This is a genomic window from Vibrio sp. R10-SF1-ISO8 (assembly GCF_059833805.1).
In genome coordinates this window covers 136,759-153,059 of sequence record NZ_JCBDHL010000021.1, presented here as the reverse complement: position 1 = coordinate 153,059, position 16,301 = coordinate 136,759, and the positions used below count along the sequence as shown (strand labels likewise).

The 16,301-nt window shown below is 46.6% G+C and carries 14 protein-coding genes; 1 reads left to right on the top strand and 13 read right to left on the bottom strand.

Going from position 1 to position 16,301, the window contains the following annotated elements; genetic code table 11:
- Positions 1 to 209 precede the first annotated feature (209 nt).
- Positions 210 to 668, top strand: a complete 459-nt coding sequence (locus tag AC6R00_RS18700) for a DUF721 domain-containing protein (protein ID WP_004744947.1) — start codon at positions 210 to 212, stop codon at positions 666 to 668.
- Positions 669 to 758: 90 nt separating this feature from the next.
- Here the strand turns inward: AC6R00_RS18700 and lpxC are convergent, their stop codons facing one another.
- From lpxC to ftsL, 13 genes are all read right to left on the bottom strand, one after another.
- A complete protein-coding gene (gene lpxC / locus AC6R00_RS18695) occupies positions 759 to 1,676 on the bottom strand; it encodes a UDP-3-O-acyl-N-acetylglucosamine deacetylase (protein ID WP_500641525.1) in 918 nt (305 codons plus the stop codon).
- 97 nt (positions 1,677 to 1,773) lie between these two features.
- Positions 1,774 to 3,009, bottom strand: coding sequence for a cell division protein FtsZ (ftsZ, locus tag AC6R00_RS18690; protein ID WP_004744949.1), 1,236 nt, complete (start codon positions 3,007 to 3,009; stop codon positions 1,774 to 1,776).
- A gap of 30 nt (positions 3,010 to 3,039) precedes the next feature.
- Positions 3,040 to 4,302, bottom strand: coding sequence for a cell division protein FtsA (gene ftsA / locus AC6R00_RS18685; protein ID WP_069667120.1), 1,263 nt, complete (start codon positions 4,300 to 4,302; stop codon positions 3,040 to 3,042).
- The gene (locus AC6R00_RS18680) at positions 4,295 to 5,077 is read right to left on the bottom strand and encodes a cell division protein FtsQ/DivIB (RefSeq protein WP_494505395.1); all 783 of its coding nucleotides are present in this window, start codon (positions 5,075 to 5,077) and stop codon (positions 4,295 to 4,297) included. The genes ftsA and AC6R00_RS18680 overlap by 8 nt, the downstream gene beginning before the upstream one ends.
- A gap of 186 nt (positions 5,078 to 5,263) precedes the next feature.
- Positions 5,264 to 6,724 carry a UDP-N-acetylmuramate--L-alanine ligase gene (gene murC / locus AC6R00_RS18675; protein ID WP_500641524.1) on the bottom strand — a complete coding sequence of 487 codons (1,461 nt, stop codon included), beginning with the start codon at positions 6,722 to 6,724 and terminating at the stop codon, positions 5,264 to 5,266.
- Entirely contained in the window at positions 6,721 to 7,797 is a 1,077-nt protein-coding gene (gene murG, locus AC6R00_RS18670) for an undecaprenyldiphospho-muramoylpentapeptide beta-N-acetylglucosaminyltransferase (protein WP_500641523.1), read from the bottom strand. Before murG ends, murC begins: the two co-directional genes overlap by 4 nt.
- Entirely contained in the window at positions 7,784 to 8,980 is a 1,197-nt protein-coding gene (ftsW, locus tag AC6R00_RS18665) for a cell division protein FtsW (protein ID WP_171381843.1), read from the bottom strand. Before ftsW ends, murG begins: the two co-directional genes overlap by 14 nt.
- 14 nt (positions 8,981 to 8,994) lie before the next feature.
- A complete protein-coding gene (gene murD, locus AC6R00_RS18660) occupies positions 8,995 to 10,317 on the bottom strand; it encodes a UDP-N-acetylmuramoyl-L-alanine--D-glutamate ligase (protein ID WP_500641522.1) in 1,323 nt (440 codons plus the stop codon).
- Positions 10,318 to 10,331: 14 nt separating this feature from the next.
- A complete protein-coding gene (gene mraY / locus AC6R00_RS18655; protein ID WP_069667126.1) occupies positions 10,332 to 11,414 on the bottom strand; it encodes a phospho-N-acetylmuramoyl-pentapeptide-transferase in 1,083 nt (360 codons plus the stop codon).
- Positions 11,411 to 12,769, bottom strand: a complete 1,359-nt coding sequence (locus AC6R00_RS18650) for a UDP-N-acetylmuramoyl-tripeptide--D-alanyl-D-alanine ligase (protein WP_500641521.1) — start codon at positions 12,767 to 12,769, stop codon at positions 11,411 to 11,413. Before AC6R00_RS18650 ends, mraY begins: the two co-directional genes overlap by 4 nt.
- Positions 12,766 to 14,250 (bottom strand): UDP-N-acetylmuramoyl-L-alanyl-D-glutamate--2,6-diaminopimelate ligase, encoded by a 1,485-nt coding sequence (gene murE / locus AC6R00_RS18645; RefSeq protein WP_500641520.1) that lies wholly within the window; start codon positions 14,248 to 14,250, stop codon positions 12,766 to 12,768. The genes AC6R00_RS18650 and murE overlap by 4 nt, the downstream gene beginning before the upstream one ends.
- A gap of 11 nt (positions 14,251 to 14,261) precedes the next feature.
- Positions 14,262 to 15,986 (bottom strand): peptidoglycan glycosyltransferase FtsI, encoded by a 1,725-nt coding sequence (locus AC6R00_RS18640; protein ID WP_004744959.1) that lies wholly within the window; start codon positions 15,984 to 15,986, stop codon positions 14,262 to 14,264.
- Positions 15,983 to 16,300, bottom strand: coding sequence for a cell division protein FtsL (ftsL, locus tag AC6R00_RS18635; protein ID WP_004744960.1), 318 nt, complete (start codon positions 16,298 to 16,300; stop codon positions 15,983 to 15,985). The genes AC6R00_RS18640 and ftsL overlap by 4 nt, the downstream gene beginning before the upstream one ends.
- Position 16,301 lies beyond the last annotated feature (1 nt).

Here is a 16,301-nt window from a genome sequence, read left to right as displayed (position 1 = left end):
TGATGACAACTATAGATTTCAAGGCTTATATCACTATAAGTGGCGCATAGTTTATGAAATTTTGCCTCTTACAACCAATAACAAGGTGATTTGTTTGAAGCATTCTTTATTTTTTCTCGTTATATGATGGAAGTTTATTCGCATTAAGCTCTATCTTCGCTCTAGAGCATTGACTAAAATAGAGTTGTCGATTTGATTAGAGGCTCAACATGAGAGATCACCGCCCGACGTTAGGGGATGAGATAATCGGGGATTCACGACTATCTCAATTGCAACAACATGCCAAAGAGATCATGTTGATCAACAAAGAATTAAAATCGATCCTACCAAGAGGGACGGAAGATCATTGCCGGGTGGCAAACATTCGCGATAACCAATTGATCCTCGAGGTGGCAAGTGCCGGGATCAAGATGAAAATTGATTACGAACGGTTAAGTATTTTGAATCAGCTACGATCAAAAGGTTTTGCTCGCTTGATTGCGGTGAGCGTTCAAATCAACCCTGAACTGTATCGAAGTAAGAATCGCAGTGAAGATAAACCAAAACCTCGTGACCCAATATCAGGTACAGCGGCGCAGTATTTAGAAATGATCGCAACAGGCGCCTCGCCTAAAGTCAAAGCGAGATTAGAGAGCTTGGCAAAATTGGCTAAAAAAGATCAAGAGTAGCCGAGGCAGGCTACCAAAACCTAAAGCTATTTAGGAAAGACCAGAAAACAAAAAAGCCAGACTTTCGCCTGGCTTTTTTAATCAATTTTGTTATGCCATAACCATGTTTGGTTCTGCAAATGCAACTGGAGAGGTTGCTTCTTCTTCGAAGGTTACCCATTCCCATGCTTCTTGGTCTGCAAGCACTGAGCGAAGTAATTGGTTGTTCAAGCCGTGACCTGATTTAAATGCACGGAATTCACCAATGATTGGGTGGCCACACATGTAAAGGTCACCGATTGCATCCAACACTTTGTGAGTAACAAACTCATTGTCAAAGCGCAGGCCTTCTTCGTTAAGAATACGGTATTCATCTAGTACGATTGCACAATCGAAGCTACCACCTAAACATAGGTTTTGTGACTGTAAGTACTCAATATCGCGCATGAAGCCGAAAGTACGTGCACGAGAGATGTCTTTAACAAAACCTTGCGATGAGAAATCAAACAGTAGATGCTGTTCATCAGATTCAATCGCTGGGTGGTTGAATTCAATTTCGAAATCCATACGGAAGCCGTCGAATGGCACAAATTCTGCCCATTTATCGTCATCTTCAAAGCGCACTGGCTTTTTGATTCGAATAAAGCGTTTTGGTGCATTTTGCTCTTCGATGCCTGCTTGCTGAAGCAAGAATACGAATGGGCTAGCGCTGCCATCCATGATTGGAATTTCTGGTGCGTCAACTTCTACGACGATGTTATCGATCCCCATTCCCGCTAGAGCTGCGTTTAAGTGCTCAACAGTAGAGATACGTACACCTTCGTCATTAACCAGTGCTGTACATAGCATAGTATCGCGAACAGAAGCAGGATCCGCAGGAAAATCAACTGGAGGATTCACATCGGTACGGCGATAAACGATGCCAGTATTTGCAGCAGCAGGGCGCAGAGTAAGCGTGACTTTACGACCAGAGTGGAGCCCCACACCAGTTGTTTTCACTATTTCTTTCAGAGTACGTTGTCTGATCATCTACTTTGCCTCAGTAAAAGTGCTACAAATCACGGTCAATTGTGACATTGACCGTGCATGCTACCACAAAATTGAACAGTGTCAAATTGTAGTTATTTTAGTCAGCTTGACGACGTAAGAACGCAGGGATATCAAGATAGCCGCTTTCTTTATCTGCCTTAGGCGCTGCTGCACTTTGACCCGCACCCGAACCAGACGGTGTTGATGTCGTTGGCTGAGGAGTTACCTGAGGTTTTTCCTGCAAAGTTGGTGCCGCTTTTTCTTCCACTTTATTGACAGTCTGCTGAGCAGGCGCTGTTTGTGGTTGAGTCTGCGGTTGAGCAACAGGAGCGACTTTCGCTTTGCCACCCGCAACTAAAGTAATATCAGGTTTCTTCTCGTTGCCAATACCAGTAGCAACAACTGTCACACGGATTTCATCAGCCATATCAGGATCTAACGAAGTACCGATTACAACGGTTGCATTATCTGAAGCAAACGCTTTAACTGTGTTACCTACGGTCTCGAACTCATCTAGACGCATGTCTAGACCTGCCGTGATGTTGACCAACACACCGCGTGCTCCAGCAAGATCGATGTCTTCTAGAAGTGGGCTAGAAATTGCCATTTCTGCCGCTTCTTCAGCGCGATCTTCGCCTTTAGCAACACCGCTACCCATCATGGCATGACCCATTTCTGACATCACTGTTCTTACGTCAGCAAAGTCGACGTTAATCATGCCTGGACGAGTAATCAGTTCCGCAATACCTTGTACTGCATTCTTTAATACATCGTTCGCGCTAGCAAAGGCTTCAAGTAGTGTAATACCACGGCCAAGTACCTTAAGAAGCTTCTCGTTAGGAATCGTAATTAACGAGTCCACGTGCTTAGAAAGCTCTTCGATACCTTGCTCAGCAAAAGCTAAACGCTTTTTGCCTTCGAAGCTAAATGGCTTAGTTACTACTGCAACCGTTAGGATACCTAACTCTTTTGCCACTTCTGCAATAACAGGAGCTGCGCCTGTACCAGTACCACCGCCCATACCAGCTGCGATAAATACCATATCGGCACCGTTTAGCTCTTCTTTAATGCGATCGCGATCTTCGAGAGCTGCGTCACGTCCTACTTGAGGATTCGCACCAGCACCAAGACCTTTGGTCATATCACCACCAATCTGAATAACACTATTCACACTGGTTTTACGAAGCGCCTGAGCATCAGTATTAATACTAATGAACTCAACACCTTCGATGGATTCACGTACCATGTGTTCAACGGCGTTACCGCCACCGCCACCAACCCCAACGACCTTAATAACTGCGTCGTCAGACATTTCCATCATCGGTTCAAACATGTGTTATCTCCGTTTTTCCTGCCGCTCAGGTTAAAACTCTTTTTGTATCCAATTACGCAAACGACCAAACAACCCCGTTACTGACGAACGCGCTGGCTCGTTGTACTCAGTATCGTCGTTAATTTGACTGTCTCTTGCATAATGAAGTAAACCAACTGCCGTAGAATGATACGGCTCTTTTACATAATCCGTTAAGCCGCTTACCTCTAGAGGTTTGCCGACTCTGACTTGGTTGCGGAATACACGTTCCGCACACTCGACCAGTCCTTCTATCTGTGCCGCTCCACCAGTGAGCACCACACCTGCTGCTAGGTGATGTTTAATCCCTTCTTCGCGCAGCTTTTCTTGAACTGTATCGATGGTTTGATTAACCAGCCCCATAAGCTCAGTATAACGAGGCTCAATCACTTCAGACAGTGTCTGTCTTTGCAAACTGCGTGATGGGCGCCCGCCAACGCTTGGAACGTTAACCGTGTCATCTTTACTGACTAGCTCACTAAGAGCACAGCCATATTTTACTTTTATCTCTTCCGCATCACTCACTGGTGTACCGAAAGCAAAAGCGATATCGCTTGTCACTGCGTTACCGGCATAAGAGAACACTTCAGTATGACGTAGTGCGCCGCCAGTCCAAATGGAAACATCCATAGTACCGGCACCAATATCTACCACACATACACCGAGCTCACGCTCATCTTCGGTAATCACAGCATTACTTGCTGCTAAACCGGAATAAACAAGGTGTTCAACTTTAAGCCCGCAGCGCTCAACCGCCTTAATAATGTTTCTTGCCATATCATTGTGACAAGAAATTAGGTGTACGCTGACTTCCATGCGCACTCCTGATAAACCTAGCGGATTTTTAATCCCTTCTTGGTAATCAATCGTAAATTCTTGAGGAATTACATGCAGAATGCGCTGTTCGTCACCAATTTTGATCGATTTTGCCGTATGAATTGCACGATCCATATCTTCCTGAGAAACCTCTTCATCAGAGATAGTTCCCATGCCTTTTTCAATACGGCTCGCAATGTGGCGCCCTGAAAGCGAAATAAAAACATTGCTAATTTGGCACTCGGCCATCAATTCAGCTTGGTCAACGGCACGCTGAACCGATTTTACCACCGATTCAAGGTCGTTAACGCCGCCCTTATCCATCCCGCGAGACGGACTACTGCCTGCGCCAATAATGTTAATTTGACCATCAGGCAATACTTCGCCTACGAGAGCCGATACGGTAGCAGTGCCTATATCAAGACCAACAATAATGTTGTCATCAGCGGTCTTAGTCATCTGTAGTCTCTTGTGCTAACTCTTGTTCTGGGAACCATCCTATTGATGCTCCCGTATCATACCTGAGGTCTATGTAGCTCACTCGCTGAGTATCACTACCCAAATTCTTATAAAGCGAGATAAAGCGCTCTATTCGCTCTTCTAACGACTCTTTACCTAGCTCTAAACGAATTCCATTATCGAGGATGATTTGCCAAGCTCGACGATCATTTAAAACTAATGATGTGATCATTAGGTTAAGTGCTTCAAATCTCGGGCTTATGTCTCGCCATACCTGAAGAACTTCTTCACTGGTGCCTTGTGGCCCGTATAGCTTGACCCGCTCTTCTTCCAATTTGCCAATATCACCATCAAAAATCTGACCGTAATCATTGAGCAAAGCATTACCATTCCAGATCGCCTCTGCATGGTGCTCTGTCAGAAAAACTTTAACCGTGTCTGGCCACTGCTTACGAATAGAGGCATGAGAAACCCAAGGTATCGACTCCGCCATGTTCTGCAACACATCCACATCCTGAGACATGAATGTACCGACATGCTCAAGCCGAGCAAAAGCTCGTTGAACATCTAAAGCAGATACATAGTGTAATTCGCCCTGAAGCACGATTTTTGAAAGGGGTAGACGCTGGTCGTCCCACATCCAAGTAATCGTTGAGTAGAGGAGAGAGCCAATTAACAACAAGACCACCAGCAAAAAACTGCCACCGAAGGCATGTTCTTTTACCAGTGGCATAGCGGTTAAACGACGGCCTTCATTAAAAGCACTTTTAATCAAAGTCCATAGTCCTTGCCATTAGCTCGCTTATTCTTTCCCTATCCCAATTCGTATAATAGAGGCAAAAGCACTTACTTTAACCTTCGGATTATACTGGGGTCCTAGAAAGTATCAAACACTGAAAGTGATAAATCGCTACTTAAAATGCAATAAGTGACGCAAATACCCAAAATTCGATGTTTTAAACTAGGCCTGTGTCATCTTATCGATATTTAACTCAAAAGCAGCAAGCTGTTTAGCCACTTTACCGACATCACCCGCGCCCTGAGTTAGTACTAAGTCACCATCTTGTAAAACATTGGCGAGAACTGAAGGTAACGCCTTGCTTTCTGGGACAAAAATTGGGTCAAGCTTACCGCGACTGCGAATTGTGCGACATAGCGCTCGACCATCCGCGCCTGCAATTGGTTTTTCACCCGCAGAGTAAACATCCAGCATGATCAAAACATCAACTTGTTCTAGGACATTAGCGAAATCATCATAGAGATCACGTGTTCGGCTATAGCGGTGAGGTTGGAAGATCATCACTAGACGCTTCTCTTTCCAACCATTGCGTGCAGCTTGAATAGTCACATCGACTTCTGTTGGGTGGTGCCCATAGTCATCAACCAACATCGCCTGACCATTACCAGTGTCAAACTCGCCCAGATGATCGAATCGACGGCCTGTGCCTTGTGTGCCAGCCATCGCATTCAAGATCGCTTCGTCGGCAATGTCGTCTTCCGTTGCAACCGCAATAGCAGCTGAAGCATTCAAGGCATTATGGCGACCTGGAATATTGAGCGTAATATCGAGGTCAGCTTTGCCTTGACGGATTACCGTGAACTTACCTTGCTGACCTTCTTGACGGTAATTATCAATGCGAACATCCGCGTCTTCCGAGAAACCATAGGTAATCACTTGGCGACTGATCTTCGGCACTAATTCTCGTACAACAGGATCGTCAATACAAACAATCGCTTGACCGTAAAATGGCAGATTATGTAAGAAATCGATGAAAGTTTGCTTTAAGGTCTCGAAATCCCCACCATAGGTGTCCATATGATCCGCTTCGATATTAGTTACGATGCTCACCATAGGTTGAAGGTGTAAGAAGGATGCATCGCTCTCGTCTGCTTCCGCAATCAATATACGGCTAGAACCTAAGCGCGCATTAGTACCCGCACTCTTAACCAAACCACCGTTAACAAAAGTTGGATCAAGGCCTGCTTCAGAGTAGATCTGCGTGACTAGCGCTGTAGTAGTTGTTTTACCATGTGTACCCGCCACTGCAATACCGTGGCGGAATCGCATCAGCTCTGCCAACATCTCCGCACGGCGAACCACCGGAATACGCGCTGCTCGCGCGGCAATAATCTCTGGGTTCTCTTCGTTTATCGCTGTTGAGACGACAACAACGCTTGCTTTAGCAACGTTCTCTTCTGCATGGCCGATATAGACGGTGGCACCTTTTTGCGTTAAACGCTCTGTCACCGGGTTTTCAGCAATATCTGAACCTGAGATTTGGTAGCCTTCGTTAAGCAGCACTTCTGCAATGCCACTCATCCCTGCACCACCAATGCCGATAAAGTGAATACATTTCACGCGGCGCATCTCTGGCACCATAGCGCGAATTTGAGCTAAATCTTGAGTATGTTGAATTGTCATGAATCTTCTCGTTGTTTCGTCAGTGCAACAATGGCTTCAGCCACCACTTTATCTGCATCTAACTTAGCAGCCCTACGAGCCTCGCTCGCCATAGCCATTAGTTTGCTTCGATCTAGTGCCTCAATCTCTGACACCAGCTTGTCAACCGTCAGTTCAGGCTGCTCAATCATTTTTGCTGCGCCACATTCTACCAAGTGGTCAGCATTTAAAGCTTGTTGTCGGTCTTTATGCATAAATGGGATAAAGATTGCTCCTACCCCGGCAGCAGAGACCTCCGATACCGTTAACGCCCCAGAGCGGCAAACCAGTAAATCTGCCCAGTCATACGCCTTGGCGACATCGTCAATAAACTCGGTTACTTGTGCATTTTGTACATTATTTGTTTGATATGCCTGGGTCACTTCATCGCGGTTGTTCTTACCTGCTTGGTGGCGAATCTCAAATTCATCGCCTAGCTTAGCCATTACATCAGGTAAGGTGCGGTTAAGTATTTGCGCGCCTTGGCTCCCCCCCATGACTAGAATACGTACTTTGCCATCACGCTCAGCCATGCGTTGCTCAGGCTCGCTAATCGCAACCACATCTTCCCTCACTGGGTTACCAACAACCTCTGCTTTAGGAAATGCGCCTGGGAAAGCTTGAAAAACCTTTTTAGCTATCTTAGACAACCACTGGTTAGTTAAACCCGCGACGGCATTCTGCTCATGTAACACTACAGGAATACCCAGTAGCCAAGCAGCAATTCCACCAGGCCCGCTGACGTAGCCGCCCATTCCTAGCACAGCATCTGGCTGCCAACGCTTCATATGCGCCCGAGCTTGCATAATTGCATTTAGGATCTGAAAGGGTGCTTTAATCAAGCGAGCAATACCTTGACCTCGTAGACCTTTTACCTTGATAAAGTCGATCTCAATGCCATGTTTGGGCACTAGGTCGGCTTCCATTCTATCTGCGGTGCCTAACCAGCGGATCTCCCACCCTTGAGATTGAAGTTGTTTAGCAACGGCAAGGCCTGGGAATACGTGACCGCCAGTTCCACCAGCCATCACCATTAATCGTTTATTCTTTTTCATCGTTATCTGTGTTTTGTTGTGTTTCTGCGCTAGCTAAACGGCATTCATAATCAATGCGCAGCAATATCGATACAGCGACTGACATAATGATCAAACTCGAACCACCATAACTGATCAGTGGTAGTGTTAAACCTTTGGTTGGCACCATACCTGCCGCAGCGCCAACATTCACTAAGGTTTGAAAAGCGAACCAAATACCTATACCGAATGCCAAGTAACCGCCAAACAACTGATTGTTGTCAAAAGCTTTGCGACCAATAAATATCGCTTTCAGCACCAAGCTAAAAATCAGCATCAAGACTAAAACCACACCCACATAGCCCAACTCTTCGGCTAAAACAGCGAATACAAAGTCAGTATGTGCTTCAGGAAGGTACTCTAGTTTTTGGATTGAGTTACCTAGACCTTGACCAAACCACTCACCACGACCAAACGCCATTAACGACTGGGTTAGCTGGTAGCCACTGCCAAACGGATCTTCCCACGGGTCGAGGAATGAGGTGACGCGGCGCATACGATAAGGCTCGATGTAAATCAGAGTGGCAACCGAGAGCAGTCCCACCACCATCAAGGCCAGAAACTGAGTGAGTTTAGCGCCAGCAATAAACAGCATGCCGAATAGAGTCACCAACATCACGACCACTGTACCTAAGTCTGGTTGTAACAGCAGTAAACTGGCTAAGGTGGCAAAAACAATAATAGGTTTAATAAAACCACCAAAAAAGCTCGACCTCACTTCTTCATTTTTACGTACCAGATAACCGGACATAAAGATAAACAGCGATAGCTTGGCCACTTCAGCGGGTTGTAAGTTAAACAAGCCAAGGGGTATCCAACGTGATGCCCCATTTACTGACTTACCCGCCACCAGCACTACGAAGAGCAGAAATATCGATAGCAGCAACAACCAAGTGCTGTATTGCGCCCACCGCTTAGTGGGCACTTGTAGAATTACCGCAGACGTCGACAATGCCAGAACCAGAAAGATGGCGTGGCGGAACATAAAGTGGAACGGTTGATCCGTTAGGCGTGAGCTAATTGGGAAAGAAGCAGAAGTCACCATCACTAAGCCTGTTAGCATTAGGCCTAATGAAATCCATACCAATTGACGGTCATACAAAGCCTCGGGTGAAGCTGAAGTCACCCAACGTTTAATACTGCCAAAGACGTTTTGAATCTGCATATATCTCGGTGAATTTAAGCGTAAGCTTTTACAAGCTCGGTAAAGGCATCGCCGCGAGCCATAAAGTTATTAAACTGATCAAAGCTCGCACAAGCAGGTGATAATAGCACCATATCACCGGATGAAACTTGAGTGGCAACCCATTTGATGATTTCGTGCATGGTATCAAAACGTTTCGCACTACTATGTAGCGGCATAAACTGATCAGCATCTTCACCAAAGCAGCACAGCTGTACGTTGAGCGACTGCAAAATTGGGGCAAGTTCTGAGAAATCAGCACCTTTACCGACACCACCAACCAGCAAGTAGAGTTTACCTTCAAGCTCTAATCCTGCTAACGCTGCCATAGTGCTAGCAACATTGGTCGCCTTAGAATCATTGACCCACTTAACACCTTGATTATCGGCAACAACCTGGCATCTGTGTGTCAAACCGTTGTAAGACTTAAGTGCGGATAGCCCTTTCGCCACATCGACTCCCGCTTCGGTCAGCAGAGCTAAAACGACTAAAGCATTGGCGACGTTATGTCGACCAACTAAGGAAAGATCACTGCTCGCACAAATAGGCTTGCCATCAATGGCTAGATATTCTGTCTTGTCGTGTTCAAGTAGCGAGAAGCGCGTCGCTTGGTTAAGACTAAACTCGACTAAATTATTGGCCTGTTCAGGGTAGGTAGCTCGGTCATCAGCATTCACAATACAAGCGCTAGCATGATTGAAAATACGCAGCTTAGCTTGACGATAATCCTCCATCCCTTGGTAGCGATCCATGTGATCTTCGGAAAGATTAAGGAAAGCCGCCGCTTTCGGAGCGAGAGACGAGGTGGTTTCAAGTTGGAAGCTCGAAAGCTCCAATACATAAAGGTCAGCGTCTTGCCTTAGCAAATCTAAAGCAGGCACACCAATGTTGCCGCCAACCCCAACCTTTAAACCTGTCGCTTGAGCAACTTGACCAGTCCAGTCAGTCACAGTGCTTTTACCATTTGATCCAGTAATCGCAATGACTGGCTTGTTGACTTGCCAAGCAAACAGTTCGATATCACCAACGACAGGAATCTTGGCATTAATGACTTGCTCAATCTCTGGCAGCGCAAGCGCTATACCTGGATTAGTCACGACTAAATCTGCGGCCATCAACCACGCTTGATTCCAGCCCCCTGAGTGCAGTTCAACACCTTCAGGCAGAGCGTCACTGCCCGGTGGATTGTCTCGGGTATCGATAACGCGAATATCAAGTGCTTTAGGTAATTCTTGCAAGTGTTTAACAACAGAGAGCCCGGTAATACCGAGCCCTACAACCACCACTTTCTCAATACCTTGCCAGCGGTCAATGGTCATTGTGTATGATTTCCTTATCGAACTTTAAGAGTCGCTAGACCAATAAGAACGAGAACAATAGAGATGATCCAAAAACGTACAATCACTCGTGGTTCCGGCCAGCCTTTTAGCTCATAGTGGTGATGGATCGGAGCCATACGGAAGATACGTTGACCACGTAGTTTGTATGAACCAACCTGAAGAATCACAGACAGAGTCTCCATAACGAAAACACCGCCCATAATCACCAAGACAAACTCTTGGCGAACTAGCACCGCTATAGTACCTAGTGCACCGCCTAAGGCTAGTGAACCCACATCGCCCATAAACACTTGAGCTGGGTAGGTGTTAAACCATAAGAATCCTAATCCGGCGCCAACAATTGCGGTACAAACGACCACCAATTCAGAGGCTTGCGGAATGTGTGGGATATGCAGATAGTTAGCAAAGTTCACATTACCTGTCGCCCACGCAATAGCGGCGAAGCCAGCGGAAACCAGCACGGTCGGCATAATCGCTAGTCCGTCGAGACCATCGGTTAAGTTCACTGCGTTACTGGTACCCACGATAACAAAATAGGTAAGAACGATGTACATCAGTCCTAATTGAGGCATCACTTCTTTAAAGAAAGGCACCACTAACTGAGTCGCTGCGGTATCTTTACCGTGAGCGTATAGAGCAAAGGCTACCACTAGTGCAATCGCAGATTGCCAAAAGTACTTCCATCGGGCAATCAATCCATCGGTATTCTTGCGCACCACTTTGCGATAATCATCAACGAAACCAATCGCCCCATAGCCAAGCAGTACCGCAAGCACAGCCCAAACATAAGGGTTCGACAAATCAGCCCAAAGCAGTACCGTCGTCACGATGGCGGTCAAAATCATGATACCGCCCATGGTCGGCGTACCACGTTTACTAAAGTGAGATTCTGGCCCTTCGTTACGCACAACCTGACCAATTTGCAGCAGTTGCAAACGTCTGATCATAATCGGGCCCATCCAGAGTGAAATGCCGAGTGCGGTTAACACACTGACAATCGCACGGAACGACAGGTATTCGAATAATCGGAAGAATGAAAAATATGGCTGTAGCAGCTCAGCAAGCCAAATAATCATGTATACATCTCCTTGACAGCAGTAGCAATTTTGCTCATTCCTGCACTATTAGCCCCTTTGACTAACAGTGTTTGAGCTTGTTGATTCTGTTCAATCTGCTGTTTTATATAATCAATCATGCTTTGGTGATCTTCAAAATGAATCCCACCACACTCTTCACTGATCGCTTTTGCGTCAGCACCATAAGTAAGCACGTGTTCAAATTTGAATGGGGCAGCATGTTCCCCGACTTGACGATGAAGTGCAAGACTTTCATCACCTAACTCGGCCATATTACCCAAAATTAACCAACGTTCTCCGCTAAAGCCAGAAAGGAGATCAGCAGCCGCTTTCATAGCAGGTACGCTGGCATTGTAGCTGTCATCGATAAGCTTGACTGCCTCACTTAACTCAACCAACTCGACACGGCCTTTTACTTTGCCGAGTTGAGCCAATCCACTCTTGACCTGCTCAAGCGATGCACCGAGTTCTAACGCTAGTGCAGTTGCAGATAGCGCATTCGATACATTGTGCTGACCAATTATGCCCAACTTAACTTCAACACTGCCAATCGGTGCCACAAGCGTAAACTTCGCTTCACCCATTTCATTGAGTAAGATGTTGCTGGCAAAGTAGTCCGCAGAAGCGTCATTTACCGAGAAAGTCTTAATAGTTTTGTCTGCTAATACAGCTTGCCAATAGTCACCACCGTGACTATCAAGGTTAACAATCGCAACAGAACCCGCTTTTAAGCCTTGGTAGATTTCACCTTTGGCTTGCTTTACTCCATCCATCGAGCCAAAGCCCTCAAGGTGAGCAGCGGCGACATTATTGACCAGTGCGACATCAGGCTGAACCAGTTGAGTGGTGTAGGCAATTTCACCAATATGATTTGCCCCCATCTCAATCACAGCAAAGTCATCGTCTGGCGTTGAACGTAGCAAGGTCAGCGGAACACCAATGTCGTTATTGAAGTTTCCAGCCGTGAATAACACGCGGCCTTTCTGCTCCATAATACTGGCAACCATTTCTTTTACTGTGGTCTTACCGCAGCTCCCCGTAATAGCCACGGTAGGCGTTGAGCAAGTGTGGTGCACCAGAGAACCAAGTTGACCAAGAGCAAGCTTAGTATCTTTAACGAGTAATTGAGGGACATCAGCTTCAACAATGCGGCTCACCAATAGAGCTCCTGCTCCTGACTCAACGGCCTGAGCGGCAAAATCGTGCGCATCAAATCGCTCGCCAACTAAAGCAATAAACAACGCGCCAGTTTCAATGGCGCGCGTATCGGTTGATACTGAATTTATCACTAAATCATTACCGATCAGCTCAGCGTCTAGCGATTCAGCAATCTGGCTTAACATCAAAGAAATCATGCATTGTTCTCCAACAGTTGCTGCGCTGACTCACGATCCGAGTAGTGAACCGTCTCATTAGCCATCACTTGATAATCTTCATGACCTTTACCCGCAAGTAAAATGATGTCATCTGACTGACTATTCTCTAAAGCATGTTTCAACGCATCAAAACGGCTGTGCTGTACGATTGCGCTGTCAGGATTGGCCATGCCTGCGAGCATATCTTGGACGATCTGTTGCGGTGATTCACTGCGAGGGTTGTCATCGGTAAGAATGATATGATCCGCCAAGCGCTCACCTATACCCGCCATCATCGGACGCTTACCTGTATCGCGATCACCGCCACAACCAAAAATAGCCCAAAGCTTACCTTGGCAGTGAACTCGGAGTGCTTGCAGGGCTTTTTCTAGTGCATCTGGTGTGTGAGCGTAGTCAACGACAACCTTGGCTTTTTCTTTGGCAGCAAACAGTTCCATACGGCCAATTACAGGTTTTAGCGAACTTGCCGTTGCAATCAAATCTTGCTTATCAATACCAAGACAAAGCAAAGTCACCATAGCGAGTAAGACATTATTGGCATTGAATTCACCAATTAAAGGGACGCTAATCGTACCCGGGCCAAATACGCCTGCAAAATCGAAGGTAATGCCCGATTCAGAGTAACTCACCTGCTCTGCCCACACTGCACGTGAGTGCTCACTCGGCTTTAGGGTAACAGCAATGGCGTTATCTAGGCGATTGAACCACTCTGCCCCAACCGGGTCATCAATATTGATCACCGCTTTATTGCAGATATGTTGGCTAAATAGCGAGAACTTAGCTTCTGCGTACTCTTCCATCGTACCGTGATAATCTAAGTGATCACGGCTTAAGTTGGAAAAAGCACCAACCTCAAACTCCACGGCTCTAACACGCCCTTGGACCAAACCATGGGAAGAGACTTCTAAAGCGGTATAGTCAGCGCCTTGTTGCTCCAAAGCATGTAAGGTTTGAAGAATCTCAATCGCGCTACCTGTGGTGTTTTTCGCCACTTGAAGATCGGCAAGAAAACCGTTGCCTGTGGTTCCCATCACTGCCGCTTTTTTCTCGACAAGATCAAGCCACTGAGCAATTAACTGAGTAATGGTGGTTTTACCATTGGTGCCAGTGACACCAATGAGCTTATTGTTAGTCAACGGATACAGACGCTTGGCAAGCGCAGATAAATCCTGCCCTAAGTTGCCAAGATAGATCACAGGAACATCACCTTGCAGTTCAACCTGACCATGTGGGTGAGACTCACACGCCTCAGCAATAATTGCATTTGCGCCTTGCTCGATAGCGATTGGAATAAAACGTCGTCCATCGACTGCATGCCCTTTTACCGCCACAAAGGTTGAACCTTGCGAGACATTTCGGCTATCAAGTTCTAGGCTCTGAACAATCACACTTGCCTCTGGGCGGTTAGAGATATCCACCCACGGAGAAAGTAACATGGCTAAGGTCAGCTCCTTCGACATAGTAAACTCACTTAATCTTGTTTAAATCTATTCTCATCAGGGGCCACGTTGAGAATTTGCAACGTGCCCTTCAAAATTTCAGCAAAGACAGGGCCTGCCACTGAACCACCATAGTAGTTATCACCTTGTGGTTCATTGACTACCACCACTAGCGCTACCCTCGGGTCACTCGCTGGAGCGACACCTGCGGTATAGGCGAAGTACTCGTCACCATAGCCACCAGCAATTGCTTTACGTGAAGTACCTGTTTTCGCCGCAACGCGGTAGCCAGGTACCGCAGCCTTAGTCGCAGTACCACCCGGTTGAGTCACTGTCTCAAGCATATTGAGGACTTTTTGCGCATTGTCGTGATCAATGACCTGCTTAGATAAATCTTGCTGATTGTTTTCGATGATATGAATTGGCTGGTACTCACCAAGGTTACCTAGCGTCGCATAGGCGTGAGCAAGCTGAAGAGGAGTAATGGTCAACCCGTAGCCGAACGACAGTGTCGCAATTTCAAACTTCGACCAGCGGCGACGATTAGGGAAAATACCTTGCGTTTCACCGACCAAGTTCAGACCAGAAACTTCACCAAAGCCGACAGAGCTATACATACCTAGCAAAGCTTCAAGCGGCATCTCTAAGGCGAGTTTCGCCACACCAATGTTACTCGACTTCTTTAAAATGGTTGTTAGGTCAGCTTTGCCGACTTTGGACGTGTCACGTACACGGCTTCCGCCAATTTGCATAATACCGTTGCCGGTATCAATCACCGTATCGTCATCAGCAACGCCATTTTCTAACGCAGCTAAAACAACAAAAGGTTTCACCGTTGAACCCGGCTCAAATGCATCGGTAATCACTCGGTTACGCATTTTTGCTGACTGAAGGTCTGCGCGGTTGTTTGGGTTATATGAAGGAGCATTGACCATCGCCAACACTGCACCTGTTTTTACATCAAGAATTACCGCAGAGCCAGACGTCGCTCGATAGTCAGCGACCGCTTGCTTTATCGCGCGGTAAGCAATCGCCTGAATACGCTGATCAATGGTCAGCTCTAACGGCTTGCCTTCTTCACGCTCTTCAAGAGAGATGTTCTCCACTACGCGACCATAGCGATCTTTACGTATAATTCGCTTACCCGCTTCTCCCGTGAGCCACTTATCGTAACTGCGCTCAACGCCTTCAAGGCCATGGCCATCAATCCCTGTCACACCAACTAAGTGAGCACTAACTTCACCTGCTGGATAGTAGCGTCTCGATTCGGCTTTCAGACCTACGCCGGATAGCTTTAACTCACGAATGTAGTGCGCCATAGCAGGGCTTACTTGACGCTGCAGATAGATAAATCGCTTGCTCTTGTTACGGTTTATTTTGTCGATTAAGCCTTGGCGCTTTAGACCAAGAACATCTGCGAGAGCATGCCAGCGGTCGACATCTACTAACCCGCCAGCTTTAAAAATGGCAACCGGATCAGCCCAAACGGCTTCAACCGGAACACTTACTGCCAAAGGCTCGCCATTACGATCTGAAATGATGCCTCGTGCCGAATGGAGTGTCTTTGCTCGGATTGAGCGCAGATCACCCTGCTTGATTAAGTTGTCTGGTTCAACTATTTGGATGTAAGCAATACGGCCAGCAAGCGCCGCGAAAGCACAGAATACGAAAAATAGCACCAAGTAGAAGCGCCAACGGATTAACGTCGCTGGCGGCTGCTCGGTTTTAGACTCGACAGGTTTAACTTTTTTGCTCATGGAAGGTTGATAATGACTTCTTTGTCTGAATCTGGGCGCTTCATTTCTAGCTCCTTCTTAGCAACAGCTTGTACGCGGCTATGCTCCGCTAAGGCTGTTTCTTCGATAAGCAGATTACGCCACTCATTGTCCAATCTTTCACGCTCAACCAGTGCCTGATCCTTTTCGGTAATTGCCTGACGAGTGTGATGGGTAGTAAAAACCACCCCCATCGCGCTACTAAAAATCAGTACCAATAAAATCAGTGGCACTCGACCAACACTCAAAAGATCGAGTGCTATCAGTTTTGCGAGATTAGGAGCAGGCTTACTCATG

What these genes read in the sequence shown, in the direction of transcription:
- ftsL (WP_004744960.1), bottom strand. Translation starts at nt 16,300, where the DNA reads ATGAGTAAGCCTGCTCCTAATCTCGCAAAACTGATAGCACTCGATCTT.
- murD (WP_500641522.1), bottom strand. Translation starts at nt 10,317, where the DNA reads ATGACCATTGACCGCTGGCAAGGTATTGAGAAAGTGGTGGTTGTAGGG.
- AC6R00_RS18700 (WP_004744947.1), top strand. Translation starts at nt 210, where the DNA reads ATGAGAGATCACCGCCCGACGTTAGGGGATGAGATAATCGGGGATTCA.
- mraY (WP_069667126.1), bottom strand. Translation starts at nt 11,414, where the DNA reads ATGATTATTTGGCTTGCTGAGCTGCTACAGCCATATTTTTCATTCTTC.
- AC6R00_RS18650 (WP_500641521.1), bottom strand. Translation starts at nt 12,769, where the DNA reads ATGATTTCTTTGATGTTAAGCCAGATTGCTGAATCGCTAGACGCTGAG.
- AC6R00_RS18640 (WP_004744959.1), bottom strand. Translation starts at nt 15,986, where the DNA reads ATGAGCAAAAAAGTTAAACCTGTCGAGTCTAAAACCGAGCAGCCGCCA.
- murC (WP_500641524.1), bottom strand. Translation starts at nt 6,724, where the DNA reads ATGACAATTCAACATACTCAAGATTTAGCTCAAATTCGCGCTATGGTG.
- lpxC (WP_500641525.1), bottom strand. Translation starts at nt 1,676, where the DNA reads ATGATCAGACAACGTACTCTGAAAGAAATAGTGAAAACAACTGGTGTG.
- ftsZ (WP_004744949.1), bottom strand. Translation starts at nt 3,009, where the DNA reads ATGTTTGAACCGATGATGGAAATGTCTGACGACGCAGTTATTAAGGTC.
- murG (WP_500641523.1), bottom strand. Translation starts at nt 7,797, where the DNA reads ATGAAAAAGAATAAACGATTAATGGTGATGGCTGGTGGAACTGGCGGT.
- murE (WP_500641520.1), bottom strand. Translation starts at nt 14,250, where the DNA reads ATGTCGAAGGAGCTGACCTTAGCCATGTTACTTTCTCCGTGGGTGGAT.
- ftsW (WP_171381843.1), bottom strand. Translation starts at nt 8,980, where the DNA reads ATGCAGATTCAAAACGTCTTTGGCAGTATTAAACGTTGGGTGACTTCA.
- ftsA (WP_069667120.1), bottom strand. Translation starts at nt 4,302, where the DNA reads ATGACTAAGACCGCTGATGACAACATTATTGTTGGTCTTGATATAGGC.